Genomic DNA, 23856 nt, shown 5'->3' with positions numbered 1-23856 from the left:
CGATTATTCGGGCGTCCAGGCCTCGTAGTCGCCTGTGGCCCTTTGGCGCTCCCCGCCGCGGGCCAGCGAGCCCTTCGGCCGGTACGCGTAGATGGTGCCCGACAGGTTCGGCCGGTGCTCCTTTTCCCACGCCTTACGCGGCAGCGGCGCCTGGGTCGGCGGTTCGGCGAAGGTGTGGTGCAGCCAGCCGTGCCAATCCGGCGGGACCTTCGAGGCCTCGGCATAGCCGTTGAAAATCACCCAGCGTCGCTTGTTCTTGTCGAAGCTGTCCTTGAGGTCCTTGGCTTCGTAATAGCGGTTGCCGAACTCGTCCTTCCCCACCAGCACGCCGCGGCGCGACACGGTGAAGTGGATGCCGGCCGTCGCGCCGTTCCACCAGGTGAAGATGGTCTTGAGAAGGTTCGACAAGGGGACGCTCGATTGCTCTTCGGGGGCGATAAGGCGCGCGGACTATAGGCGGCGCCCTCCGGAGCGTCCAGCGCCCGCGAAGCCCCAGACTTGATGCAAGATGTTGGGGACGACCGGGCATGTGACCGCAACATCTATTGCCGATTGGTGAATCGCCCGCCTACCCTCGCCCGATGGGAGTCGGATGATGGCCAAGGGTGCGTGGCAGGCGGGATTCGAGGGTCGGGTGCTGGAGCTGTCCGGCCGCCTCGTGGAAGCGCAGGCGCCGGCCGGCTGGACCGACGCCCGCGCAGAGGCCTGGCTCGATTGGGCGGATGGAGAGGCGGACGTGACCGAGGCGATCACCCACTATGTGGAGGCGCTGGCCCTGCAGGCCCAGGCGCGCGGGCTGGTGAAGGACGCCCGCGCCCGCGCCCGCTTCCGTGACGAGCTCGCCGACGCCCTGGCCGGGGGCGTGCTCGCGCTCAGCCCGCCGCCGGACGGAACGCGCCCCCTGGCATTGGCGGCCTCCTCGCCGCACCTCACCGCCGCGCTCGACACGCTGGTGGCCCAGCATCGGGGCGAGGCGGCCGCGCGGACCGCCGCCCGGACGCTGGGCGCCCGGCTGCAGGCCGTGATGGACGCGGTCCTGCGCTGCGAGGGCGACCGCGACGCCTGCGCCGACCTGACCAAGAACGCCAGCCTTGCGCGCGCCGCGGAGGCCGCACGCAGCGCCGGCGCCGGTGACGACGCCATCCTCGAGGCCATCGCCCTGGCCCGCGCCGGTGAGAGCGTCTGGGTCTGCGAGGCGCCGCCGGAGACGGCGCAGGGGATCCGACTGGTGGTCGGCGCGTCCAAGCGTGACCTGAAGGGCGAGCTCGGCCGCCAGCTCGCGCTCGCCGCCTGGTCCACGGGCGCCCTGGCCGTCGGTCTCAACGTCGCCGTCGCAGAACAGGTGGCGGCGCAGGCCAGCGCCGCCCGGGCCGGCGTCAACCTGATGGCGCTCTGGACCGACGAGGCCTTCGACATCGAAGCCTTCGAATCGGCCGTCCGCCTCGCCGGGCAGGCGCTGGCCGCGGCCGCCGACGGCGCGGCCTTCCTGGGCCTCGCCGGCGTCGCCGACTGGCTGGCGGCGCACGGCCTGGACTACGACAGCCCCGAGGGCCGTGAGACGGCGCGGGAGCTCTATCTCGCCGCCGCCAAGGCGCTGGAAGAGGGCGGCGTCGCCCTGCCCGGCGGCCTGGCGCTTTTCCACGACCCGGAGCTCTCGCTGCGGCTCGGCGGCGGGCGGCTGGACGCCGCGCCCCTCCCCGCGCTGGTGACGCTCGCACAGACGGCCGACGGCGAGGCGATGCGCGTGGTGCCCGACGCGGTGATGCGCGGCCTCGCGGCCATGGGCGCCGACCTCGGCGCGGCGCGCGCCGTCCTGCTCGGCGCGGGCGAACTCGGCGGCGCGCCGGCCATCGATCACAAGGCGCTGGCCGCCCGCGGCTTCACCGACCACGAGATCGCCGCGGCCGAGGCCGCCCTGCCCTTCGTCACCCGGCTCGAGGACGCCTTTGTCCCGGCGGTGGTCGGCGAGGGCTTCGTCCGCGATGTGCTGGGCGCGAGCCCGGACCAGCTTGCCGATCCCAGGCTGGACGTGCTGGCGCTCGCCGGCTTCTCGAAGGCTGAGGCCGCGGAGGCGCAGGCCTACGCCCTGGGGGGCGAGACCCTCGGCGCGGCCGAGTTCCTCACCGAGGCCCAGCGCCGCGTGTTCCGCACCGCCGAGGAGCTGGGGGACGCCCCGCGCCTGGCGATGGTCAGCGCTGTGGAGTCGACGCTGGCCGCCGCGCCGGTCGTAGAGGTGGAGCTGCCCTGGTCCGCCACGGTCGACGAGGTGCTCGCCGCTTTCGCCAGCGCCCTGCCCGTGCGGGTCCGCCGCGCCGCGCCGCCGGCCGACCTCGTTCTCGACATCCCCGTCCTCGCAGAGCCGCGGGCGGCCCGCGCGGCGCCCCCGCCGCCAGAGGAGCGGATCGTGGAGCGGGTGGTGGAGCGCGAGCGGGTGCGGCGGAAGCTGCCGGACCGGCGCAAGGGCTATATCCAGAAGGCCGCCGTGGGCGGCCACAAGGTCTACCTGCACACCGGCGAATACGACGACGGCGAGCTGGGCGAGATCTTCATCGACATGCACAAGGAAGGCGCCGCCTTCCGCTCGCTGATGAACAACTTCGCCATCGCGATCTCGATCGGCCTGCAGTACGGCGTGCCGCTCGACGAGTTCGTGGACGCCTTCGTGTTCACGCGGTTTGAGCCAGCCGGCCCGGTGACCGGCAACGACACGGTGAAGTCGGCGACCTCGATCCTCGACTACATCTTCCGTGAGCTGGGGATCTCGTACCTCGGGCGCCATGACCTCGCGAGCGACGATCCGGGAGCTCTGAACGCGGACGGCCTCGGCCACGGCAAGGCCGACAGCGTGCCCACCGACGAGCCGCAGCCGGCCTCGCGGTTCATCTCTCGCGGCTTCTCCCGCGGCGCGGCGCCGGACAACCTGGTGTTCCTGCCGTCGGCCCGCGGCGGCAGCGTGCGCGAGGCGGCGGAGGTCTGCGCGGCGTGCGGCGACATCGCCGTGGTGCGCAAGGGGCAGGCGATGATCTGCGAGACCTGTGGGGTGCGCGCGACCGGCCAGCTCAGCGAGGACTTCGGCGGCTAATCCTTCAAGAATTACCGCGAATTAAGTGGCGGTCTTGCGTGGCGCGGCTCACATGGTCCCGTTCTGATAGGGATCTGTCCGCGTAATGAGCCGCTTTTCACCCCTCCTGGTCGCCGTCGCCCTCGGCCTGGCGGCGCCTTCGGCCGCCGCGGCGCTGACCTTCGGCGCCAAGGAAGTCGCCAAGGTGAACTCCTTCGGCGGCTCCTGCGTGAAGTGCGAGCTGTCCGGCCGCAACATGGAAGGCGCACGGATCATCGGCGCCGACTTCAGCGGCGCCGCGCTGGTGGGCGCGAACCTGCGGAACGCCCGCTTCCAGGCTTCCAACTTCGCCGGCGCGGACCTGTCCCGGGCGGACCTCTCCGACGCCTCCATGACCGGCGCCAACTTCAGCAGCGCCAACCTGTCGAACGCGAAGCTGCGTGCGGCGGACGCATCGGGCGTCGCTTTCGGCTCCGCCAACCTGACCCGGGCCGACCTGACGGACGCCGAGGCCACCGGCGCGAACTTCGGCAAGGCGATCCTGGCGCACGCGGTCCTGCGGTCCGTCGACATGCACGGCGGCTCGTTCGGCGCGGCCAACCTCACCCAGGCCAATCTGACGGACGCCTCGATCAGCGGTGGCAACTTCGGGCGCGCCACCCTGACTGGCGCCGTGCTGCGAGCCGCCGAGCTGCACGGGTCGAACTTCAGCCGCGCGGACGCGCAGGGCGCGGACTTCCGCGACGCCGAGCTGGTCGGCGCAGTGCTGTCGGGCGGCCGCTTTAGCCGCGCCTCGTTCCGCGCCGCGGATCTGACCGGCGCTGTGCTCAGCGGCGGGGTATTCGACGGGGCGGACTTCCGGGACGCCGACCTCAGCAAGACCCAGCTCGCGGGCGTCGACCTCTCCAAGGCCCGCGGCCTGACGCAGGAGCAGGTGGACGAAGCTTGCGGCGACTCGCGCACCCGGCTGCCCAGCGGCCTCTCGGCCAAGGGCTGCCACGGCGGGATGAGGGTGATCGTGCACCGCAAGCCGGCGAAGCCGGCGCCGCCGGCTCCCCCCGCGCCGCCGGCCCCGCCGGCGCCGCGCTTCCTCGTGGCGGTTGAACCCTAGGCCTTGATCGGCGGGGCGAGCCGGATGTGCAGCTCCTTGAGCTGCTTGTCCGCGACCTCCGACGGGGCGTTCATCAGCAGGTCCTGACCCTGCTGGTTCAGCGGGAAGGCGATGACCTCGCGGATCGCCGTCTCGCCCGCCAGCAGCATGACGATCCGGTCAATGCCGGGCGCCAGGCCACCGTGCGGCGGAGCGCCGTGCCGGAAGGCGTTGAGCATGCCGCCGAACTGCTCCTCGACCACGTTCGGGCCGTAGCCGGCGATCTCGAACGCCCGGACCATGATCTCCGGCAGGTGGTTCCGGATCGCGCCCGAGCAGAGCTCATAGCCGTTGCAGACGATGTCGTACTGGTAGGCGAGGATGTCCAAGGGATCCTTGGTGTTCAGCGCTTCCAGCTCGCCCTGCGGCATGGAGAACGGGTTGTGGGAGAAGTCGACGCGCTTCTCCTCCTCGTTCCATTCGAACATCGGGAAGTCGACGATCCAGACGAACTCGAACCGGTTCTCGTCGATCAGGTTCAGGTCTGTGCCGACCTTGGTGCGCGCGGAGCCCGCGAACTTGTAGAAGACCTTCGGGTCGCCGGCGACGAAGAAGGCCGCGTCGCCCTGGCCGAGGCCGAGCTGACCCATAACCGCATCCGTCTTCTCGGCGCCGAGGTTCTTCGCGATCGGGCCGCCCCAACCGCCCTGGTCCTCGGACCAGAAGATGTAACCCAGGCCGGGCTGGCCTTCGCCCTGGGCCCAACTGTTCATCCGGTCGCAGAACGCGCGGCTGCCACCCTTCGGCGCGGGAATCGCCCAGACCGCGTTCTTGGCGTCCTCGAGGATCCGCGCAAACAGGCCGAAGCCGCCGCCGCGGAAGTGCTCGGAGACGTCCTGCATGACGAGCGGATTGCGGAGGTCCGGCTTGTCCGAGCCGTACTTTGCGATCGCCTCGCGGTACGGGATGCGCGGGAACGGATACGGAGTCACCGGCTTGCCGTTCGAGAACTCCTCAAAGACACCGTGCATGACGGGCTCGATGGCCGCGAAGACGTCTTCCTGGGTGACGAAGCTCATCTCCACGTCGAGCTGGTAGAACTCGAGGGAGCGGTCGGCCCGGAGGTCCTCGTCTCGGAAGCAGGGCGCGATCTGGAAGTAGCGGTCGAAGCCCGCGACCATCAGCAGTTGCTTGAACTGCTGGGGCGCCTGCGGCAGGGCGTAGAACTTCGACGGGTGCAGGCGCGAGGGCACGAGGAAGTCACGCGCGCCTTCCGGCGAGGAGGCCGTCAGGATGGGCGTCTGGTACTCCAGGAAGCCCTGGCCGATCATGCGGTTGCGGATCGACTGGATGACCTTCGAGCGCAGCACGATGTTGCGGTGAAGGGTCTCACGCCGCAGGTCGAGGAAGCGGTTCTTGAGCCGAATCTCCTCGGGGTACTCGGGCTCGCCGAAGACCGGGAGCGGCAGCTCGGCGGCTTCCGAGAGCACCACCACCTCCTTCACCCGGACCTCCACCTCGCCGGTGGGCAGGTTCGGGTTCACCGTCTCGGCGGAGCGCGCCACAACCTCGCCGTCCACGCGCACGACGCTCTCGGCGCGCAGGTGCTCGACGAGGGCGAAGCCGGGGGTGGTCGGGCCGACCACGAGCTGTGTCAGGCCGTAGTGGTCGCGCAGGTCGATGAAGATCAGGCCGCCGTGATCGCGCTTGCGATGGATCCACCCGGACAGGCGGACGGTCTTGCCTTCATCGGCGGCGCGAAGCTCGCCGCAGGTGTGGGTGCGATAGGCGTGCATAGCTCGGGGAAAACAGGTGATTTGCGAGGCGCGGAAGGGCGCATGCGGACCCCCTGATGTCAAGCATGCGCCCCTCCCCGGCTCACTTCTCCGGGTGCGTAAGGGCCTGGTAGGTGAGCGTACGCGCCGCCGCGCCCAGGTCATCGCCGCCGGTGCCGCCGAGGCGCTGGATCATCCCCACGAAGATCAGATCGTTGGTCGGATCGACCCAGAACCAGGTGCCGGCCGCGCCGCCCCAGCTCATGCTGCCCTTGCCCTCCAGCGTGCCGGCCACGCGCGGCTCGTTGACCACCATGAAGTCGAGCCCGAAGCCCACCGCCTCGTTGAAGCGCGCGCCGGTCGTGCCGTTCGAGTTCACCAGCACGTTCTTCGGGATCACGTTGGTCCCCATCAGTTCCACCGACGCGGGCGACAGGATGCGCACGCCGTCCAGCTCGCCTTTGTTGGCGATCATCTGAGCGAAGCGGGCGTAGTCCATCGTCGTGCCGACGAGGCCGCCGCCGCCGGACTCCATGTTGGGCGGCGAGAGGTAGGTGGGGAGATCGCTGCCGAAGATGCGCTTGGCTTCCTCGATCTGCCCCGTGTCGCGGTTGCCCACGTAGAGCGCCGCCAGGCGGCCGGCCTTGGCCGGCGGGACGTAGAAGGAGGTGTCCTGCATCTTCAGCGGCCTGAAGATGCGCTGCTCCATGAACTGGCCGAGCGTCTGGCCGGACAGCTTCTCGACGATGTAGCCCTGGATGTCGACCGAGCTGGAGTAGTACCAGGCGGTCCCCGGCTGGAACATCAGCGGGATCTCGGCCGTGCGGTTGATCATGTCCTGCAGGCCGGCGGCGCCTAGCACGCCCTTCTCCCGGTAGAGCTTATCCACCGGGTGCTCGTCCTGCAGGCCGTAGCCGAAGCCCGCGGTGTGGCTCATGACCTCCCGCATCGTCGGCGGGCGCTTCATGTCCTCGAGCGTCATCTTGCCGTTGGCGTCGACGCTCTTGACCACCTTCAGGTTCTTGAACTCCGGGACGTACTTCGTCACCGGGTCGTCGAGCCGCCACCGGCCCTCCTCGAAGAGAATCATCATGGCGACGCCGGTCACCGGCTTCGACATCGAGTAGATGCGGAAGATGGTGTCGCGGGTCATGGGCTCGCCGGTGGCGAGGCTCTTCTTGCCGTAGGTCTTGTAGCTGACGATCTTGCCGTGGCGGGCGAGCAGCGTGGTCATGCCGGCCACCCGGCCGTCGGCGACCACCTTGGCCATGTAGGCGTCGAGCCGGGCGAGCCGCTGGCTGTCGAAGCCGACCGACTCCGGCGTCGCGGCGACGGTCAGCGCCGCCGCCGGAGCCGCCTTGCGAGCCTGGGCCCATGTGGTCGAGGCCGGCGCGAGCGCGAGCGCGACGGCGGTCATGGCCGCGGCGAGGCGGCGGCTGGTAAACATGACGAAGGATCCCCCCAACAACTGTTCAGCCGAGCTTACGAAGGCCCCGGGGCTTCGCAAGCACGGTTGCGTTTCAGCCCCGCAACTCAGCGCCGGCCGCTGGTGACCAGCTTCACCCGCTGCCCGGGCCGGACCGGCTCGCCCGGCTGCAGGCCGTTGATCAGCTCGAACCGCTCGCGCCGCAGGTCCTCGAAGGCCATGCGCCGGGCGAGTGACTCGGCAGTGTCGCCGGCGCCCACCGTCACCACCTCGATCCGCCTGGGCCGCAGCGCCCTCGCCTCCTCTGCAGAGAGGCGACGAAAGGAACCGATCAGGGGATCGAACCCCGGGCTGCGGCCGGCCGGCGACAGGGCCGCGAAGTGGAAGGCGCGGTCGCCCAGCGCATAGGCGGCGATGGTCACCTCCACCTGTCCGGAACGGGTGCTGGCCACCGCCGGCAGGACCACCGCCTCGACGCCGTTCATCCGCGTGCGCTCCGACGGGTAGGCCCGCACCGGCGTCTGGCCGGCCATCCGGCGCAGCACGTCCTGCGCGTAGGTCTCGAGGTCGCCGGCCGCTCGGCCGGCGGAGAACTCCGCGGCCAGGCTCGAGCCCTGGGGGCCCTCGATCTTCACGGCGCGGGGCGTGTTGGTGAGGATGAAGCCCGGCGGCGCCTCGAAGGCGATCCCGAGCTGCGGATGCGCGAAGCGGCGGCCGTCCACGAAGCCCTGGTCGGGGTCGTCGCCGTAGATGAGCCCGTCCAGGGCCGAGAGGAACTCGTCCCGGCGCTCCGGCGGGCCGGGCGGGCCCGAGCGCCGCGCCAGGTCCACAGCGCGCGTGATGCGGTCGGCGGTGAGCGGGTGGGTGCGACCCCAGACCGGGGTCGTCTTGGCGTCCTCGCGGCCGCGCAAGCGGTTCTCGAGCGTGTCCTCGGCCTGCAGGGCGCGCAGCAGGTCGGCGAGCGCGTCAGGCGCGTAGCCGGTCTGGGCGAGGTAGCGCAGGCCCAGGCTGTCGGCCTCGAACTCCTGGTTGCGGGAGTAGCTCAGCACGTTGAGCTGGCCGACTTGGCTGGCCACCTGCGCGAGCTCGCTGGAGCCGGTGAGCACGCCCACGGCCAGGGCGCCCAGGCCGGTGAACAGCGAGCGCTGCTGCCGGCGGCCCGAGTGGTTGGCGGCCACGTGACCAACCTCGTGGCCGAGGACGGCGGCGAGCTCGTCCTCGCTGTTCAGGATCGCGAGCAGCCCGCGGGTGACGTAGACGTCGCAGCCGGGCGGCGCGGCGAAGGCGTTGACCACCTCGGAGTTGACCAGGGTGAAGCGGCACTGCGCCGGCCGGCCGGCGGCGGCGGCCACCCGTTCGCCGACGCGGGCCACATAGGCCTGCTGCGGCCCCTCGTAACGCCCGCCGAGCTGCGCCACGAGCTCGGCCTTCTGCTGTTCCTGGGAGGATCGGGACTGGGCCTGCGCCGGCGCTCCCGTGAGCGCGACGCCCGTCGCCGCCGCCAACGCCGCCAAGCTCCGCAGCGTCCTCCGCCAGACCATGCCTCGCCTCCTGTGGTGAACGCCGCTCCAACCTTCGCCGCAGCAGCCGGTTCCTCCAAGGAAAGGCGGTGCGACGTTTTGGCAAGCTTCAGGGATGGAGCGCCCAAGCTCGGGCGTTGGACCAACGAGGCAGGATCGACGGCGTCAAGCTCTCCAGCACGGCGTCGATGGCGGCCCGGCCGTCAGCCCCCCGGCCATGGCCACCCCGGGGCTCTCCCCATCCGAGCGGGAGCCCCGGGAACCGCCCGCCCCGGCCCGACCTTTACGCCGCCGCGGCTTGCCCCTAACCAAGCCTCCCGGCGCAGGCCCGCGCCAAGACCCTGAGGGATCCGAATGGCGTCCGGCCTGGTGGCTTTGCTCGACGACGTGGCCGGCATCGCCAAGCTGGCCGCCGCCAGCGTGGACGACGTGGGCGCCGCGGCCGGCAAGGCCGGGTCCAAGGCGGTGGGCGTGGTCGTCGACGACACCGCCGTCACCCCGGGCTACGCCATGGGCTTCACGCCCGACCGCGAGCTGCCGATCGTCGGCAAGATCGCGCTGGGCAGCCTGTTCAACAAGTTCGTCATCCTGCTGCCGGGCGCCCTGCTGCTCTCGGCCTTCGCGCCGTGGGCGGTGACGCCGCTGCTGATGGCCGGCGGCGCCTTCCTCTGCTTCGAGGCGGCCGAGAAGATCGTCGAGCGCGTCTTCCACCACCACGAGGCCTCCGACCACCCGCTGGAGCTGGCGCTGACCTCCAAGGAGCTGGAGAAGCAGAAGGTGGGCGGCGCGATCCGCACCGACCTGATCCTCTCCGCCGAGATCATGGCCATCTCGCTCGCCGAGGTGGCCGACGACCCGATCGCCCTGCAGGCCGGCGCCCTGGCCCTGGTGGCGGTGGGCATCACCGTCGCGGTCTACGGCGTCGTCGCGCTCATCGTGAAGATGGACGACATCGGCCTGCACCTGTGCAAGCGCGAGCACCCCATCCTGGCGCCGCTCGGCCGCGGCATGGTCAAGGCCATGCCGGTGATCATGACCTCGCTCGCCAAGCTCGGCACCGCGGCCATGCTGTGGGTCGGCGGCGGCATCATCGTGCACGGCCTGGAGCACTACCACCTCACCCCCATCCCGCACTGGGTGGAGGGCCTGCGGCACGCCGCCGAGACCCTGCCGGGCGTCGGCGGCGCGGCCGGCTGGCTGGCCTTCGCCCTGGGCTCGGCGGTGGTCGGCCTGGTCGTCGGCGGCCTGATCGTCGGCGTCCTGCACCTGATCCCGCGCCGCAAGCCGGTGGCCGGCCACTAGGCTCCGCGATCAAATCTCACCAGCAGCGGGAACCATCCCGCCGCGAATGAGTTTGTATTACCCCGCAATTCCAAGATCAGCGCCGACGCTCTATTTCGCGCGCCTCAACATAGATCGCCGATTCATCGCCACATTGTCAGGCCAGGGTAGTGTTCCTGGACCTGACGGGGCGGCTATTGGCGGCTTCTGCGGTCCTTTTCTGAACAACGTCGCCGGATCATCAAGGGACGGATGGCGACGCCAGACAGGAGACCTCCGCATGACCTTCAAGCATCTGATTCCGCTCGCCGCCGCCGGCGCCCTGCTCGCCGCGGGCGCCGCCCAGGCCCAGTCCTCCTCCAGCGCCCAGACCCCTGCCGCCAAGCCCGGCCAGAACACGGCGCAGTCCACCACCGGCGCCGGCGCCACCTCCAGCATGGGCGCCTCCGGCTCGGCCTCGGCCTCCGCGGCCAACGTCACGGACGCCCAGCTCCACAGCTTCGCCCAGGCGACCGTCGCCCTGCAGGCCAACCCGAGCGGCGACCAGCAGGCGACGCTGGCCAAGGCCGGCATCACCGCGGCGCAGTACAACGCCATCGCCGACCGGATGAAGAGCGACACCACCTTCGCCAGCCGCGTGAACGAGCACCTGCGCATGGCGGCCGGCTCGGCCGGCGGCGCCACGGGCGGTTCGGCCGGCGCGAGCACGGGCGCGGGCGCCGACGCGGCGGGCGCGGCGGCCGACACCGGCGACGCCGGCGGCTCGGCCACCTCGGGGACGGCCAGCTCCAATTCGGGCAGCACGGGCGCGGCCGGTTCGGCCACGACCGGGTCCACCGCCGGTTCCACCACCAGCGGCTCGTCCTCGTCCGACACCAGCACCACGCCGCGCAAGCGCTAAGGGCGGGAAGATCCTCGCCCGCCCCTCCCCCGCACGGCGGCCGGGAGGGGCGTGAGGCGGCTCAGCCGGTGTCCGGCTGAAGCTCAGGCGACGGCGTCGCCCCCGCGCAGGGCGGCGCCGTTTCCATGTCCGGGGGTTCGTCCCCGGGCGCATCGTCGAGGACATAGAGCCGGTTCGGGTCGACGCCCGCCGCCCGGCAGGCGGCGATCACCTGGTCGTCCAGGTCGTTCTCGAGGAAGTCGGGGCGCGCCACGGCGGCGTCCAGCCAGTCGGACAGCGCCGCCTGCCGGCGCCGCGCCACGGCCTCGTCCCAGTCCGGCGTCTCGGCCTCGTCCCAGATCAGGCTCTCCACGTCCTTGGCGATCGCCTCGGAGCGGCGGAACACCGGCTTGTCGCCGGACGGCTCGGCGGGCGGCGCCGAGGGTCGAGGCGCGGCCGCGGCGGCCTGGGCGCGGGCCTCGGCCTGCGCCGCCTCGCGGGCCAGCGCGTCCCGGTAGCGGATGACCTTCAGCTCCAGCGCCAGGGTCTGGCGCAGGCCGCGCGAGACCCGCTGGAAGGCCATGGCCAGCCGGGCCGCCTCCTCCGTGGTCTCCGCCGCCATGGCGCGCGCCTGCAGGTCGCGGGCGAGCGCCAGCGACAGCCCGGCCAGTTCGGCCAGGATCCGCCCGTGGCGGTCTTCGGCGATGGCGGCGGGGTCGCTCATGAGAACAGAACGAGAACACGGGTCGGCCGGGAAGTCAAGGAAAAGGAACCACGGACGACACGGACGACACGGAAGGAGGGGAACCTTCCAATCGCTTCCCCTCAGGGGGAGCTGTCGCGGAGCGACTGAGGGGGTCTGAACCGCGGCCTGAGCGGAGCCCCTCCGGCCCTTCGGGCCACCTCCCCCGAGGGGGAGGGACTGGAGCGCCTCAGTACCCCAGGCCGCGGGTGAAGTCGGTGGGGCGGGAGACGGGGGTCCAGGGGCGGGGCGCGGGGGGCGGCGGCTCGGGGGCGGGCTCCGGCTCGGGGGCGGCGCCTTCCTGCAGGACGGCCACCTCGGCGCCGTCCAGGCGGGCGGCGGTGAGCACGCCAGTCTCGTAGGCGCCGGTGTCGAGGCCGATGCGGTGCGGCTCGAGCTGCGGGCGAACGCCCGTGCGGGTGTGGCCGTGGACCACCACCTGGCCGGACGGCAGGGCGCCGCCCGCGCGGTCGGTCCCCAGGAACTCGTCGCGGATCCACAGGAGGTCGGCCTCCTGCTGGGCCTCCAGGGCGACGCCCGGGGCGACGCCGGCGTGGACGAAGGCGTAGTCGCCCACCGTGGCGGCGAGCTCCAGGGTCTGGAGGCGGCGCAGGTGCGCGGCCGGCATGGCGGCCATCAGCTCGTCGCGGGCCCGGACGAGGCCGCAGGTCCCCTCCTCCGCCCGCGGCGGCTCGACGCCATAGGATCGCAGGGTGGCGCCGCCGCCGAAGCGCAGCCAGGGGACCCCGAGCTCCGGCTCGTCCAGGAAGCGCAGCAGAGCCTGTTCGTGGTTGCCCTTCAGCGCCACGACCCACCAGTCGGTGGCCTGGCCGAGCCAGACGAGCGCCTCGAGCACGCGGGCGCTGTCCGGCCCGCGGTCCACATAGTCGCCCAGCAGGACGAGGACCGGCGCGCGGCCGGCGGCGCGGGCCGCGCTGTCGGCCGAGAGCCTGGCCATCAGGTCGAGGAAGAGGTCGTAGCGGCCGTGGAGGTCGCCCACCGCATAGACGAGCTGGCCGGCGGTGGCGGCGGGGCCGCCCGTCCGGCGGGGGCCGATCCGGCCGCGGAGCTTCAGCCGGGCGCGACGGCCCGGCGCGACCAGGCGCACGGCGTCGGGGGGCGGCGGGCCGGCCGCGCGGTCACCGAGCAGGCGCGGGGCGCAGGCGGCGGCGAGGTCGGCGCGGACCTGTCGCAGGGCCTCGGCGAGGCTCGGCGCCGCGGCGGGCGCGGGTGCGGCCTCGGGCGCGAACGCACGCTCGGGCGCGGGGCTGCGGGGTTCGGGACGCGCGAGGGTGGCCAGGGTCATGGCGCCACGATGGACCCCGCCGCTTGAACCGCGCCTGAACTACGGCCCCGTCGTCCAGGTGCGGTATTCCGGCGGCGCCTCGCCCGGCTGGGCCGGGCCGCAGGCCGCGAGGTCGCGGGCGGCGCGGGCCATGTCGCCCTCGCAAGCCCCGAGCGCGCGGCGGATGTCGTCGTGGCCGACGCCGTAGTCGTCGCAGATCGCCTGGGCGCGCAGGAAGGCCAGGTTGTTGCGCAAGGGGTGGCCCAGGCCGTCGCGGTAGTCGTCGACGTCGATCTGGCGGACGAGATCGGCCAGCGCCGCGGCCAGGCGCCGTTCGCGCTCGGCGGCGGTGGCGGGGCCGGGACTGGCCGGGCCGGGCGTGTTGTGGGCGGCGGCGGGCGTCTGGCCCGGATCGGGCGGCATGGCGGGCTCCATTCTGGCGGATCTTTCGGGAACGCATTCGGCGTGGACAGACTCGACTCCTCCCAGGCCCTTTGGTTCCGGAGCGCCCGCCCGCCATGCCCGCCCGTCGCCCTTCCCACGACACCAGGGACGCCCTACCCCCGTCGAAGCGGCAGTACGTGGCCCAGCCGATGCCCAGGTTCCTGGAGTTCCAACACGCCCGGCTGGTGGCCGAGCCGCCCACGGGCCGCGCCTGGCTGCACGAGATCAAGCTCGACGGCTACCGGATGCAGGTGCGGGTGGAACGCGGCGAGGCGCAGGTGTTCACCAGGCGCGGCCACGACTGGACCCACCTCCTGCCCGAGCTGGCGGAGGACGCCGCCGAGCTGGGCTTCGAGGGCGTGCTGGACGGCGAGCTGTGTTTCCTGGACGAAGGCGGCAAGCCGACCTTCTCAGGCCTGCGCGCCGCCATCGGCCGGGGAAGGACCGCGCCCCTGGTGTTCTTCGCCTTCGACGTCCTGTGGCGCGGCGACACCGACCTTCGGAGCTTCCAGCTCAAGGACCGCAAGGCGATCCTGGCCGAAGCCCTGGCCGACCCGCCGAGCGCCCGGATCCGGGCGGTCGCGCCCCTGCCCGAGGCCGCCGGCGCCGGCGGCCCCGCCCTGCTCGCCGCCGCCTGCCGGCTGGGGCTGGAGGGCGTGGTCTCCAAGCGCCGCGACAGCCGCTACCTCGCCGGTCGCGGCGAGACCTGGGTGAAGGCCAAGTGCCGGCTTTCCCAGGAGTTCGTCATCGGCGGCTGGACCCAGGAGCCCGGCCGCCACTTCAAGGGGCTGCTGGTGGGCGTGCACGAGGCGGGCGCCTTGCGCTACGTCGGCAGCCTCGAGCGGGGGTTCGCGAAGACGCCGGGCCTGCTCAAGCGGCTGCAGGCCCTGGCCGCGGAGAAGACCCCGTTCGCCCTGGAGAGCCCGCGCAAGACCGCCGAGGTCCACTGGGTGCGGCCGGAGCTGGTGGCGCAAGCCGAGTTCCAGGAGTGGACGGCGAGCGGCATGATCCGCCACGCGAGCTTTGTGGGGCTGAGGGAGGATAAGGACGCAAGTGAGGTGGTGCGGGAACGGGCGGAGGAGGCGCCGTTGTGAGGGGACAGCCGAATGTCCGCCGACAGCTCCAGATCGCGATCAAGTCCCAACAGGACGACGCTGTTCATCGAACCGAATCTGCAGTCTGATACCGTTCGAACTGGGCTTGAGAAAATCAGTGGACGACAGGAAAACGCACGTTCTTCGCGCTAAGCCGCAGATGTCGATCAGGACCTTGGCGGACTATATGGCAGCGTCCGATCGTGCCCGGCGAACGGTGGTGAGGGGCTGCAAATTCCGCCCCATTGCGCGCGTTGTCCAACACGACGAGGCCAAACTCGCGATTGCTAGCTACCTGCTCAGCGGCGCTTCTGATCCTTGGGCATTGAGCGCTCGCGCCGATTACATTCGGAACAAGCACTCAGAAGACCAATTCGAAGCCGACCTCAACCAGCACAACGCGGACTATCTCGACCGCTTCTCCTCGGTTGCGGAAAATACCCACTTTCCGAAGGGTGCCGAGCTGCGCGGCGCAACGAGCTATGCCGCCCTAAACTTGAATGGTGTGCGCGTAACCTTTCGCCCCGACCTAATGGTTCGACGGCTGACGAAAATGAACGTTGCTCGCGTCGGCGCCCTAATGCTGCGCTATCAGAAAGGCCAGAAGCTTCCACTAAAGGTCGCGGAGTACCAGTCCGCCGCCATCCATGGCGTTCTCGCGATGCATGGGGTTGAGCCAGGCGAAGAGGTCGATAAAGCGCTTTGCCTCATACTCGACGCTTATACGGGAACAATCTTCTCAGCCCCCGGCAATGCAGTAACACTATTTAACAACATGAAAGCCGCATGCGCAACAATTTCGGAAGGGTGGCAGAATATTGAACCGCCACCGGGCGCAGTAGTCTAAGATCAACTCAAACCTATGCGTGCAAGGTCGAGGCAAATCTCGACGCTAGCGTCGACAAATCGTCAAGTCTCGACCGCTCTGCGGAGACGCCATGAACGAAGTCGAAGTCGCACTTCTGGGAGTGCTTGCAACCCTGCTGATTGGCTTCATGGGTGGGTTACAATGGTGGATTTCAGAGCGGGCGCGCAGCCGCAGGCGCGACACTGAAATGTATGCTTGGGGCAGCAACGTTATTTCAGTGATGTCTAGGATAGAGATGACCTGTGAATTCCGGCTAGCCCGGACGCAGCCCGCCGTCCTAGCGCTCGCCGCAGAAGCCTCCAGCCTAGTTGACCAAGGACGGCTGTTTTTTCCTAATGTGTCTCAACCAGACGACGAAGAGACGTCGAGCCGCGGCCTTCGCGCCGCGATCTTGGATGAGGTTGTGCGCGCGTACTTTGCAGCTAAGCACCTGTATGGCTGCGAGGACGACGGATTAAGTCTGAAATCGCAGATGCGTGCGGCACGCCGCCGATTCGTCTCGCTACTTCAGAGCGAAATGGGCTCCACAATGAGAAAGTCTGCGGCGAACGCCGCCGGCATATCGATTCCTACGGACCCTAGCCGCTGGTAACGAGAAGCGCGCGCTTCTCGATTGTCCAGCGGTCACTGCGGCCATTGACCTTTGTCGTTGTTCAGCCGTGTCCCCAGCTACTTCCTCATCGGCTGAGCTCGATGTGTACCGGCTGATGAACCTGAACCTGAGCTGGTTCACTTACAGATGATCCATCTCGTGAGATCCGCCAACCGTAAACAAGAACCAGCAACATCGCGACAATAGACCCCACAACGAGCCTCTTTGTCCAAACGAAGATCTTTTCACCTCGCTTGACGCGGATCCATTCAAATTTAAGAAGCGACTTCGACGCAGAAACGAATTCCTCTTCAATTTCCTGAATCCGCGCAGGAGAAAGATTCTTGTTACTACTCGCTAGTTCCTCGAATTTTCTCATTGCTTCGAGAAGGGCCTTGGCTGGTTTCTCATCAGGATTTATTCTGAGGGAAATGCCGTGGCTAGCCTCGTTTAACATCTTATAATGAGACAATAATATTTGCGCGTCAGCCGCCGCTCCGCTCTTACTTAAACGTATTGCGTCCGAAATGGCGTTTATATTGACAAGATACCCAATCATACATCGCCGCAGGTCATCTATCCAAGCCTGCCGAAACTCAGACACCTTCTGCTCTTTGCCGATCACGAGACCGAGCAGCGATATCAGGCCAGCGATTACCGCAGCCCCGACCGCGCCCACACTGATGTCGCTCATTTGGCTCCTCGTTCCCCGCACCCGCCAAGCGCCGCGCCGGCGGGAGGGTTGGAATATGGATCTCAGGATGCAAGCTTGAGCTTACAGCATCAAGGCGGCGCCGGCTGCCGAGGAGAACGACAAGTACATGCCTGAAGCTATGACCTTCCACTTTGAAGGATCGCTCGCCGACAAGCACAGAATGAACTTCTACGAGTCGGCACGCTTCCAGTACGCCGCCGCACGCCTGATGGTGAAGCTAGCTCAATTTAGAAAGAGCGGCCGCTTCGTAAAAAAAATCACGAATAACTCGAACATAGATATCCAACTCGTCACGCACTCAGACGGTTCGTTCAATGTCAATGTTGAAGATGATTCTAACCTCGACGATAATGCATTCTTAAATGTGCCCCTGGGAGATCTTCTCTCCTACGTCACTGAGCGGATTATAGAAAAGATTGACGAGAACAGTATAGCGCAAACGATCTCGCCGGCCGCACACGTCGTCACTGCAGACGGAAGTGGGGCGACAGCCATTGCCGCGCTAGATCAGCTGGTTGACGCAACAATGCTGGATAGCAGCTTCATTTCAAGGCTGCCGACGAATGTACAGGAGCTCGTTAAGCGCAGAATCGCTGAAATTTTCCGGGAGCGGCGCCTAGCTGAGAGTGAGGCCGCGATCTCGAAGATCGACTTTGCGCGCGGGCAAAAGTTGATTGCGATGTCGGCGCCGTTGATTAGCGAAATGGCCACGGCACTCCGGAGAAGCGCTGACACGCTTGAAATCACCTCATCAATAGGAGAACGACGACAGTCCGTTTTGTTCCTGGATCAAAAGATGGCGCAGGAGATCGAAACCGCTATCGTTGATGAGGATTTGAGTTCTATTCTTGGAGACATTACGCAATTCAACAAGGATAACGGCTGTGGTAAACTGAAGATCGAAAATGGCACAAAGACTCTCAGCTTCAGCATACCTTCCGATTTGCTACCTGTGATCCGGCAACAACTCATCGATAACATGAAGCGCGATATGGTTAATCTGAAAGCGTACTTTGTGCGGGATCGGTCTGGAGAGCCCATCCGTGTGATCGCAGTCGGAATTCTAGAAACGCCAATCGACTAGCTAAGGTGAGATAGCCCTGCGCTACCCGCTGGCTTTTGATGCCGACTTGAGGCGGGCTCCACCACCCGCTTGGCCCGCAGCCTGGTGGGTCCCGTTGTGGGTCGCGAACCCGCTGGGCTTACGCGACCCCGCGCCGCCATTAGGAAAGGAACTCAGCCCTTCGGCCTGAACCGCTTCGTCGCCGGGAAGCCCTTCGGCGCCAGCTTGCCCGCCGCGGCTCGGCGGCCGACCCACTCGCGCCATTCGGGCCACTGGCGGGTGCGGCCGTCGGCGGTGGTCCAGGCGGCGCCTTGCTCGGCGGTGAAGACCAGGGCGTCGCGCAGGCCCCCTTCGCGGTAGGTCTGGAGCTTGACGCCCTTGCCGCGGGGCATCTCGGGGAGCTCGTCGGCGGGGAAGATCAGGATCTTGCCGTTGTCGCCGACGACGGCCAGGTGGTCGCCGGTCAGAGGGAGGGAGACCTGGGCGGCGTTCTTGCCGTTCGCGCTGGAGACGTTCAGCACCTGCTTGCCGGCGCGGCGGAAGGCGATGGCCTCGTCCTCGGGCAGGATGAAGCCGTAGCCCTCCTTTGACGCGATCACGCGCTTGCCGCCCGGGCGGTGGGTGAAGACGTCGAGGATGCCCACCTTGTCGTCGAGGTCGATCATCAGGCGCAGCGGCTCGCCGTGGCCGCGGGCGCCCGGCAGGGTGTGGCAGGCGAGCGTGAAGAAGCGGCCGTCGGAGGCGAAGATCAGGAGCTTGTCGGTGGTCTCGGCCGGGACCAGGAAGGCGAGCTTGTCGCCCTCCTTGAACTTCAGCTCCGACGGGTCCTCCACGCGGCCCTTGGCGGCGCGGATCCAGCCGCGCTCGGACAGGATGACGGTGATCGGCTCGCGCACGATGGTGGCGGCGAGCGCGGCCTCGGTGTCGACCTGGGGGGCGTCGGCGAAGATCGAGCGGCGGTCGTTGAGGGCGCCCAGCTGGGCCTTGGTGTCCTTGAGCCCCTGCCCCACCAGCTTCCACTGGGCCTTGTCGGAGGCCAGCATGGCGTTGATGCCGTCGCGTTCCTCGGAGAGCTCGGCGTGCTCGCGGCGCAGCTCCATCTCCTCCAGGCGGGCGAGCTGGCGCAGGCGCGTGTTGAGGATGGCCTCGGCCTGGATCTCGGTGAGGTCGAAGGCGGCGATCAGCTTGGCCTTGGGCTCGTCCTCGTAGCGGACGATGCGGATCACCTCGTCGAGGTTGAGGTAGGCGATGACCAGGCCGTCCAGGATGTGGAGGCGGGCCTCGATCTTGGCGAGCCGGTTGCGGGCGCGGCGGACCAGCACCTCGCGACGGTGGTCGAGGAAGGCCTTGAGGGCCTGGCGCAGGTTCATGACGCCCGGGGTGCCGCGGGCGTCGAGGACGTTGAGGTTGACGCTGAAGCGGGTCTCGAGGTCGGAGAGCTTGAACAGGCTCTCCATGAGCACTTCCGGCTCGACGTTGCGGCTCTTGGGCTCGAGCACCAGGCGGACGTCCTCGGCGGACTCGTCGCGCACGTCGCCGAGCAGCGGAGCCTTCTTGGTCTCGATCAGGCCGGCGAGCTGTTCCACCAGGTCGGCCTTCTTCACCTGGTAGGGCACCTGGGTGACGACGATCTGCCAGGTCCCCTTGCCGAGGTCCTCCTTCTCCCACAGCGCGCGCAGGCGCACCCCGCCGCGGCCGGTGTCGTAGGTCTCGAGCAGGCTGGCGCGGGGCTCGACGATGACGCCGCCCGTGGGGAAGTCGGGGCCCTGGACGTGGGCCATCAGGGCCTCGGTGGAGGCGTCGGGCTGGTCGAGCAGCAGCAGGCAGGCGTCGATCAGCTCGCCGGCGTTGTGCGGCGGGATCGAGGTGGCCATGCCGACCGCAATGCCGGTGGTGCCGTTGGCCAGCAGGTTGGGGAAGCCGGTGGGCAGGACCACGGGCTCCTCGTCGGCGCCGTCGTAGGTCGGCTTGAAGTCGACCGCGTCCTCGTCGATGCCGTCGAGCAGCAGCATGGCCGCGGCCGTCAGCTTGGCCTCGGTGTAGCGCATGGCGGCGGGGTTATCGCCGTCGATGTTGCCGAAGTTGCCCTGGCCGTCGACCAGCGGATAGCGCTGGGCGAAGGACTGGGCCATGCGGACCAGGGTGTCGTAGATCGCCTGGTCGCCGTGGGGGTGGTAGCCCCCCATGACTTCCCCCACCACCTTGGCGCACTTGCGGGCGGCGGCCTCGGGGTTCAGGCGCATCTCGCGCATGGCGTAGAGCACGCGCCGCTGCACGGGCTTCAGGCCGTCGCGCACGTCCGGCAGGGCGCGGTCGGTGATGACGCTGAGCGCATAGGCCAGGTAGCGGCGGCTGAGCGCCTCGGCCAACGGCTCGCGGATGATCCCCGGGCCGTCGTTGTCGGCGGGATCGTCGGTTTCGGGCGGGGGCACGTCGAGGGGCATGGGCGGTCAGTCAGGCAGAATCGGAAGGGTTCGACCCTCAGTCATAGCGGTCCGCCGCGCGCGCGTCCCTGCGGCGCGGCGGACCTTCCACATCATTCGCTCAGAACGGCAGGGGCGCGAGGTCGGGAGCCACCCAGGCGCGGCGGGCCTCGACGCTGAACAGCCGAGCTCGGGACCAGTGGGCGAGCAGCCAGTCGGAGCGGCCGCACGGCCCGGCGAGCAGCGCCGCCAGGGCCTCCGCCGGGGTGCGGCCCACGAGCGCCGCGCGGGCGGCGCGCAGCGAGGCCTGGGTGATGGTCTCGTGGTAGCCCTCGCTGTCGGTGTTGGGCGTGCCGACGGCGGCGTTGTAGGCGCGGATCAGGCCCGGCATCTCGGCCACGGCGTCGCGGCCCGGCTGGGCGAGCAGCCAGACGGCGGCGGCGAAGTGGGCGGCGTGGGTCCACTCGGGCTTCGGCAGGGTGCGGGCGGCGACGCCTTCGCCGATGCGGGCGATGTCGGCCTCGGTGAAGGGATGATGGGGCGGCATGGTCGAGCTCCTGTAGCGTGGGGCTCGGCGGGGCGGCGCGCAGCAAAAACCCCGCCGGAGCGGGGTTTGCGGGGCCTGCTTCTCGGTGGGAGGTCAGACGCGCGCGAACACCGCCATGGGCTGGCGTTGCTGTTGCTGGGTCTGGTTCGCGCGGCGAAGCATGGCGGCGCTTCTAGCACATCGAACAGCGGTTGACAGGATCGATTACGGGCGTAATCGTCAGGCCAACGATTACGGACGTAAACATCGATGCGGATCAGCGGCGCCGAGAGCGTGGTGATGGAGGCCCTATGGCGGAAGAGCCCGCGCACGGCCGAGGACGTGGCCGCCGAGGTGGCCGGCCCGCAGGGCTGGACCGAGGCCACGGTGAAGACCCTGATCAACCGGCTCCTGAAGAAGAAGGCGGTGGACGCCGAGCGCGAGGGCCGGCGCTACCTCTACCGGCCCCGGCTGACCCGGGACGCCTGGCTTGCGACGGAGAGCGGGACGGTGGTCGACCGGCTGTTCGGCGGGCGCGTGGCCCCGCTGGTCAGCCATTTCTCGAAGAGCGGCCGACTGACGGCCGAGGACGTGGCCGAGCTGAAGCGGCTCGTGGCGGAGCTGGACGATGAGTGAGGTCCTGGCGACCCTCCTGCGGGTCAACCTGGCGCTCGCCCTTTCCGTGGGCCTGACGCTCGTGCTGCGCGCGCCGGTGCGGCGAGCGTTCGGAGCCCGAGTAGCCTATGCGCTGTGGGCGCTGCCGCTGGCGGCGAGCCTCGCGGCCCTGGCGCCGCGGCCGGCGGCGCAGACCCTGCCGTTCGTGGCCGAAGCGACGGAGGCGGTGGCTCGGGCGATCCCCCGCGCGACGGCCGGCGGGGCCGCGGCGGAGCTCTGGATCGGCCTGTGGCTGGCCGGGGCTGCGGCGGCGATCGCCTGGACCGCCCTCCGGCAGGCGCAGTTCGTGCGCGGCCTGGGACGGCTGCAGCCGGCGCCCGGCGGCGTCTGGCGCGCGGCCCGTCCCGACGCGGGGCCGGCGGTGGTCGGCGCGCTGCGGCCGCGGATCGTGACGCCCAGCGACTTCGAGCAACGGTTCGACCCGGCCGAGCGCGAGGTGATCCTGGCGCACGAGCGGGCGCACCTGAGGGGCGGCGACGCCCTGGTCAACGCCGCCCTCGCGGCCGTCCAGGCCCTGTGCTGGTTCAATCCGGCGGCGCACCTGGCCGCGCGCGCGCTTCGCGTCGACCAGGAGCTGGCCTGCGACGCCGCCGTGCTGGCGCGCTTCCCGAAAGCGCGGCGGCTCTACGGCGAACTGCTCCTGAAGACCCAGATCGGCAGCCAGCCGCTGCCCCTCGGCTGCCACTGGCCGCCCGCATCGCAACACCCCCTGAAAGAGAGGATCGCCATGCTGAAGTCTCCCCTGCCCGCCCGCTCGCGCCGGCGGCTCGGCCTGGCGGCCGTGGCGTCTCTCGCCGCCGCCTGCGCCGGCGCCGCCTGGGCGGCCGGCGGCAAGCCGGCCGAGGTCGGAGCGCCGCAGTGGGTGGAGCGCCCGACCGGCGCCGACATCGCCGACGTCTATCCGCCGCAAGCGGCGGCGCAGAACCTGGGCGGGCTGGCCCTGATCACCTGCCGGGTGAACGGCGAGGGGCGGCTGGAGCGCTGCGCCCTGCTCAAGGAGGACCCCGCCGGCGCGGGCTTCGGCGAGGCCGCGCTGCGGCTCTCCGACCGGTTCCGGATGACCACGACCGCCTCCGACGGCGCGTCCACGGCCGGGGCGGAGGTGCGGATCCCGATCCGCTTCCTGATCCCGGGATGATGGCCTCCGCCGACATCCCGCCCGAGCCGCCGGGCGTGGTGGTGATCCGCCGGCAGGAGGTGTCGGAGGTGGTGGCGGCCAGCGACCTGCCGCGCCGGCTGGTGAAGGGTCCCCAAGCCGAGCAGGCGCTGATCCGCCAGGCCCTGTTCGTGTCGGGCGCGGTGCGCGTGACCCGGCCGGCGGCCGATCCCGAGGCGCCGCTCGCCTACGCCTGGAGCTTCCAGGGCTTCGTGCAGCGGCAGGTGTGCTTCACCTCGATCACCGGCCTGTTCGCCTGCAGCGAACCGCAGGTGGAGAAGCTGCCCGACGCGGCGGAGGGCGACGCGCCGCTCGGGCCCGGCGAGCCGCCGGCCTTCCCGCTGGCGGAGGCCGCAAAGGCGCAGCTCGCGGCGGCATTGAAGGCGCGTGCGCCAGCGGTGTTCGACGCCGACAGGCGGGCGCGCATCGAGCCGCTGTTCCGCGCGGCGGGCGTGAGCACGCCGCGCCCCGCGGCGCGCTGATCAGAGCCGCCCCGCTTCGGCGAGGCGGTCAACCAGCCACAGGCGGGCCGGCGGCAGGGGACGGTTCAGCGGGTTGAAGATGAAGGCCTCGAGAAAGTGGGCGGTGAGGTCGAGGCCGGCCTTCACGTCGCCGGGCCCGAGCCCCGCCTGGCTGGCCAGCAGGAAACCCGGCAGCGGCAGGAGCCGGTCCTTATAAGGCTCACCGGCTTCGCGGCTGACGGCGCGGCCGGTGCGGGGACTGACCCAGACGAGGTCGTCCACGGCGCCGGTGGCGGCGCACTTCGAAAGGTCGAGGCCGAAGCCCAGCTCCTGCAGCAGGCCGGCCTCGAAGCGGACGAAGACGGCGGGCCAGACCTCCGGGTGAACCAGGGCGCGGGTCAGCGCCTCGAAGGCGTAGTAGGCGCCCGGGTGCGGCTCGCGCTCGGGCAGAGCGCCGGCGGCCACGGCGGCCGCCGCCTGAAGGCCGACGAGCGCCAGCCGGTCGTCGAACAGAGCGGCCGGCCCCTCCCCCACCGGCTCGAGGCTGGCGGAGCCGAGCTGGTCGGAGACCCGGGCGCGATAGCGCGCGATCACCTGGGCGCCCGGCTGCAGGAAGGGCTTGATGCGCCGCGAGGAGCCGCCGGCCACATGGGCGGCGTACTTGCCGTGCCGCTCGGTCAGGAGCTCGACGATGGCCCCGGACTCGCCGTGGGCGCGGGCCTGGAGCACGAAGGCGTCGTCCTCGAATTCCATGCCGACACCCTAGGGCAAGACGCGGC

General features: G+C 69.9%; 22 protein-coding genes. 11 read left to right on the top strand and 11 right to left on the bottom strand.

Annotation, left to right across the window (positions count from 1 at the left end; translation table 11 throughout):
• Window positions 1-3 precede the first annotated feature (3 nt).
• Complete coding sequence (locus tag ACE3Q8_RS02020; RefSeq protein ID WP_374468408.1) at window positions 4-408, bottom strand: NADH:ubiquinone oxidoreductase subunit NDUFA12; 405 nt, start codon at window positions 406-408, stop codon at window positions 4-6.
• 187 nt (window positions 409-595) lie between these two features.
• Between ACE3Q8_RS02020 and ACE3Q8_RS02015 the strand changes: the two genes are divergently transcribed.
• Together ACE3Q8_RS02015 and ACE3Q8_RS02010 are read left to right on the top strand one after the other, a co-directional pair.
• On the top strand, window positions 596-3082 hold the full coding sequence (locus ACE3Q8_RS02015) for a ribonucleotide reductase (protein ID WP_374468406.1): 2487 nt from the start codon (window positions 596-598) through the stop codon (window positions 3080-3082).
• Between the two features lie 85 nt (window positions 3083-3167).
• The gene (locus tag ACE3Q8_RS02010) at window positions 3168-4172 is read left to right on the top strand and encodes a pentapeptide repeat-containing protein (protein WP_374468404.1); all 1005 of its coding nucleotides are present in this window, start codon (window positions 3168-3170) and stop codon (window positions 4170-4172) included.
• Here the strand turns inward: ACE3Q8_RS02010 and aspS are convergent.
• The 3 genes from aspS to ACE3Q8_RS01995 form a co-directional block, all read right to left on the bottom strand.
• The gene (gene aspS / locus ACE3Q8_RS02005) at window positions 4169-5947 is read right to left on the bottom strand and encodes an aspartate--tRNA ligase (protein WP_374468402.1); all 1779 of its coding nucleotides are present in this window, start codon (window positions 5945-5947) and stop codon (window positions 4169-4171) included. The genes ACE3Q8_RS02010 and aspS overlap by 4 nt on opposite strands.
• Before the next feature lie 82 nt (window positions 5948-6029).
• Window positions 6030-7373 carry a serine hydrolase domain-containing protein gene (locus ACE3Q8_RS02000; RefSeq protein WP_374468400.1) on the bottom strand — a complete coding sequence of 448 codons (1344 nt, stop codon included), beginning with the start codon at window positions 7371-7373 and terminating at the stop codon, window positions 6030-6032.
• An 86-nt stretch (window positions 7374-7459) separates the two neighbouring features.
• On the bottom strand, window positions 7460-8893 hold the full coding sequence (locus tag ACE3Q8_RS01995; protein WP_374468399.1) for a M48 family metalloprotease: 1434 nt from the start codon (window positions 8891-8893) through the stop codon (window positions 7460-7462).
• 333 nt (window positions 8894-9226) lie between these two features.
• Here ACE3Q8_RS01995 and ACE3Q8_RS01990 point away from each other — a divergent pair, with 333 nt between their 5' ends.
• Together ACE3Q8_RS01990 and ACE3Q8_RS01985 are read left to right on the top strand one after the other, a co-directional pair.
• Window positions 9227-10174 (top strand): DUF808 domain-containing protein, encoded by a 948-nt coding sequence (locus tag ACE3Q8_RS01990; protein WP_374468397.1) that lies wholly within the window; start codon window positions 9227-9229, stop codon window positions 10172-10174.
• 259 nt (window positions 10175-10433) lie between these two features.
• Entirely contained in the window at window positions 10434-11054 is a 621-nt protein-coding gene (locus ACE3Q8_RS01985) for a hypothetical protein (RefSeq protein ID WP_374468395.1), read from the top strand.
• 61 nt (window positions 11055-11115) lie between these two features.
• Here the strand turns inward: ACE3Q8_RS01985 and ACE3Q8_RS01980 are convergent, their stop codons facing one another.
• The 3 genes from ACE3Q8_RS01980 to ACE3Q8_RS01970 all read right to left on the bottom strand — a co-directional run bounded on the left by ACE3Q8_RS01980 (window position 11116) and on the right by ACE3Q8_RS01970 (window position 13483).
• Complete coding sequence (locus tag ACE3Q8_RS01980; protein WP_374468393.1) at window positions 11116-11757, bottom strand: hypothetical protein; 642 nt, start codon at window positions 11755-11757, stop codon at window positions 11116-11118.
• A 208-nt stretch (window positions 11758-11965) separates the two neighbouring features.
• Window positions 11966-13081 (bottom strand): metallophosphoesterase family protein, encoded by a 1116-nt coding sequence (locus ACE3Q8_RS01975; RefSeq protein ID WP_374468391.1) that lies wholly within the window; start codon window positions 13079-13081, stop codon window positions 11966-11968.
• Between the two features lie 39 nt (window positions 13082-13120).
• Window positions 13121-13483, bottom strand: a complete 363-nt coding sequence (locus ACE3Q8_RS01970) for a hypothetical protein (RefSeq protein WP_374468389.1) — start codon at window positions 13481-13483, stop codon at window positions 13121-13123.
• A 95-nt stretch (window positions 13484-13578) separates the two neighbouring features.
• On the opposite strand from ACE3Q8_RS01970, the gene ligD reads away from it, so the two are divergent.
• From ligD to ACE3Q8_RS01955, 3 genes are all read left to right on the top strand, one after another.
• Window positions 13579-14598 carry a non-homologous end-joining DNA ligase gene (ligD, locus tag ACE3Q8_RS01965; RefSeq protein ID WP_374468387.1) on the top strand — a complete coding sequence of 340 codons (1020 nt, stop codon included), beginning with the start codon at window positions 13579-13581 and terminating at the stop codon, window positions 14596-14598.
• Between the two features lie 118 nt (window positions 14599-14716).
• Window positions 14717-15445, top strand: a complete 729-nt coding sequence (locus ACE3Q8_RS01960) for a hypothetical protein (RefSeq protein WP_374468385.1) — start codon at window positions 14717-14719, stop codon at window positions 15443-15445.
• A gap of 91 nt (window positions 15446-15536) precedes the next feature.
• Window positions 15537-16058, top strand: a complete 522-nt coding sequence (locus tag ACE3Q8_RS01955) for a hypothetical protein (protein WP_374468383.1) — start codon at window positions 15537-15539, stop codon at window positions 16056-16058.
• A gap of 85 nt (window positions 16059-16143) precedes the next feature.
• On the opposite strand, the gene ACE3Q8_RS01950 is transcribed toward ACE3Q8_RS01955, so the two are convergent.
• A complete protein-coding gene (locus ACE3Q8_RS01950; protein ID WP_374468381.1) occupies window positions 16144-16752 on the bottom strand; it encodes a hypothetical protein in 609 nt (202 codons plus the stop codon).
• A 127-nt stretch (window positions 16753-16879) separates the two neighbouring features.
• On the opposite strand from ACE3Q8_RS01950, the gene ACE3Q8_RS01945 reads away from it, so the two are divergent.
• On the top strand, window positions 16880-17857 hold the full coding sequence (locus ACE3Q8_RS01945; RefSeq protein WP_374468379.1) for a hypothetical protein: 978 nt from the start codon (window positions 16880-16882) through the stop codon (window positions 17855-17857).
• Window positions 17858-18009: 152 nt separating this feature from the next.
• Here ACE3Q8_RS01945 and parC read toward each other — a convergent pair whose 3' ends face one another.
• Window positions 18010-20280 carry a DNA topoisomerase IV subunit A gene (gene parC / locus ACE3Q8_RS01940; RefSeq protein ID WP_374468377.1) on the bottom strand — a complete coding sequence of 757 codons (2271 nt, stop codon included), beginning with the start codon at window positions 20278-20280 and terminating at the stop codon, window positions 18010-18012.
• A gap of 100 nt (window positions 20281-20380) precedes the next feature.
• Window positions 20381-20806 carry a hypothetical protein gene (locus tag ACE3Q8_RS01935; RefSeq protein ID WP_374468375.1) on the bottom strand — a complete coding sequence of 142 codons (426 nt, stop codon included), beginning with the start codon at window positions 20804-20806 and terminating at the stop codon, window positions 20381-20383.
• A gap of 249 nt (window positions 20807-21055) precedes the next feature.
• On the opposite strand from ACE3Q8_RS01935, the gene ACE3Q8_RS01930 reads away from it, so the two are divergent.
• From ACE3Q8_RS01930 to ACE3Q8_RS01920, 3 genes are read left to right on the top strand one after another with little or no spacing between them, the layout of a single operon-like run.
• Window positions 21056-21421, top strand: a complete 366-nt coding sequence (locus ACE3Q8_RS01930) for a BlaI/MecI/CopY family transcriptional regulator (RefSeq protein WP_374468374.1) — start codon at window positions 21056-21058, stop codon at window positions 21419-21421.
• Window positions 21414-22598 (top strand): TonB family protein, encoded by a 1185-nt coding sequence (locus ACE3Q8_RS01925; RefSeq protein WP_374468372.1) that lies wholly within the window; start codon window positions 21414-21416, stop codon window positions 22596-22598. Before ACE3Q8_RS01930 ends, ACE3Q8_RS01925 begins: the two co-directional genes overlap by 8 nt.
• Window positions 22595-23098: a hypothetical protein gene (locus ACE3Q8_RS01920; protein ID WP_374468370.1), complete on the top strand. Its 504-nt coding sequence runs from the start codon at window positions 22595-22597 to the stop codon at window positions 23096-23098. Before ACE3Q8_RS01925 ends, ACE3Q8_RS01920 begins: the two co-directional genes overlap by 4 nt.
• On the opposite strand, the gene recO is transcribed toward ACE3Q8_RS01920, so the two are convergent.
• On the bottom strand, window positions 23099-23830 hold the full coding sequence (gene recO / locus ACE3Q8_RS01915) for a DNA repair protein RecO (protein ID WP_374468368.1): 732 nt from the start codon (window positions 23828-23830) through the stop codon (window positions 23099-23101).
• Window positions 23831-23856: the final 26 nt, after the last annotated feature.

It is taken from the genome of Phenylobacterium sp., from assembly GCF_041913825.1.
In the GTDB taxonomy this organism is placed as follows: Bacteria; Pseudomonadota; Alphaproteobacteria; order Caulobacterales; family Caulobacteraceae; genus Phenylobacterium.
This window is presented reverse-complemented; position numbering and strand designations above follow the sequence as displayed.

Bases quoted from the DNA above. Each gene is read 5' to 3' on its own strand.
- ACE3Q8_RS01925 (WP_374468372.1), top strand. From the start codon at position 21,414: ATGAGTGAGGTCCTGGCGACCCTCCTGCGGGTCAACCTGGCGCTCGCC.
- ACE3Q8_RS01950 (WP_374468381.1), bottom strand. From the start codon at position 16,752: ATGAGCGACATCAGTGTGGGCGCGGTCGGGGCTGCGGTAATCGCTGGC.
- ACE3Q8_RS01985 (WP_374468395.1), top strand. From the start codon at position 10,434: ATGACCTTCAAGCATCTGATTCCGCTCGCCGCCGCCGGCGCCCTGCTC.
- ACE3Q8_RS01980 (WP_374468393.1), bottom strand. From the start codon at position 11,757: ATGAGCGACCCCGCCGCCATCGCCGAAGACCGCCACGGGCGGATCCTG.
- ACE3Q8_RS01945 (WP_374468379.1), top strand. From the start codon at position 16,880: ATGCCTGAAGCTATGACCTTCCACTTTGAAGGATCGCTCGCCGACAAG.
- ACE3Q8_RS01955 (WP_374468383.1), top strand. From the start codon at position 15,537: ATGAACGAAGTCGAAGTCGCACTTCTGGGAGTGCTTGCAACCCTGCTG.
- ACE3Q8_RS01920 (WP_374468370.1), top strand. From the start codon at position 22,595: ATGATGGCCTCCGCCGACATCCCGCCCGAGCCGCCGGGCGTGGTGGTG.
- ACE3Q8_RS01990 (WP_374468397.1), top strand. From the start codon at position 9,227: ATGGCGTCCGGCCTGGTGGCTTTGCTCGACGACGTGGCCGGCATCGCC.
- ACE3Q8_RS02015 (WP_374468406.1), top strand. From the start codon at position 596: ATGGCCAAGGGTGCGTGGCAGGCGGGATTCGAGGGTCGGGTGCTGGAG.
- recO (WP_374468368.1), bottom strand. From the start codon at position 23,830: ATGGAATTCGAGGACGACGCCTTCGTGCTCCAGGCCCGCGCCCACGGC.
- ACE3Q8_RS01995 (WP_374468399.1), bottom strand. From the start codon at position 8,893: ATGGTCTGGCGGAGGACGCTGCGGAGCTTGGCGGCGTTGGCGGCGGCG.
- aspS (WP_374468402.1), bottom strand. From the start codon at position 5,947: ATGCACGCCTATCGCACCCACACCTGCGGCGAGCTTCGCGCCGCCGAT.
- ACE3Q8_RS01975 (WP_374468391.1), bottom strand. From the start codon at position 13,081: ATGACCCTGGCCACCCTCGCGCGTCCCGAACCCCGCAGCCCCGCGCCC.
- ACE3Q8_RS01970 (WP_374468389.1), bottom strand. From the start codon at position 13,483: ATGCCGCCCGATCCGGGCCAGACGCCCGCCGCCGCCCACAACACGCCC.
- ACE3Q8_RS02010 (WP_374468404.1), top strand. From the start codon at position 3,168: ATGAGCCGCTTTTCACCCCTCCTGGTCGCCGTCGCCCTCGGCCTGGCG.
- parC (WP_374468377.1), bottom strand. From the start codon at position 20,280: ATGCCCCTCGACGTGCCCCCGCCCGAAACCGACGATCCCGCCGACAAC.
- ACE3Q8_RS01935 (WP_374468375.1), bottom strand. From the start codon at position 20,806: ATGCCGCCCCATCATCCCTTCACCGAGGCCGACATCGCCCGCATCGGC.
- ACE3Q8_RS01930 (WP_374468374.1), top strand. From the start codon at position 21,056: ATGCGGATCAGCGGCGCCGAGAGCGTGGTGATGGAGGCCCTATGGCGG.
- ligD (WP_374468387.1), top strand. From the start codon at position 13,579: ATGCCCGCCCGTCGCCCTTCCCACGACACCAGGGACGCCCTACCCCCG.
- ACE3Q8_RS02000 (WP_374468400.1), bottom strand. From the start codon at position 7,373: ATGTTTACCAGCCGCCGCCTCGCCGCGGCCATGACCGCCGTCGCGCTC.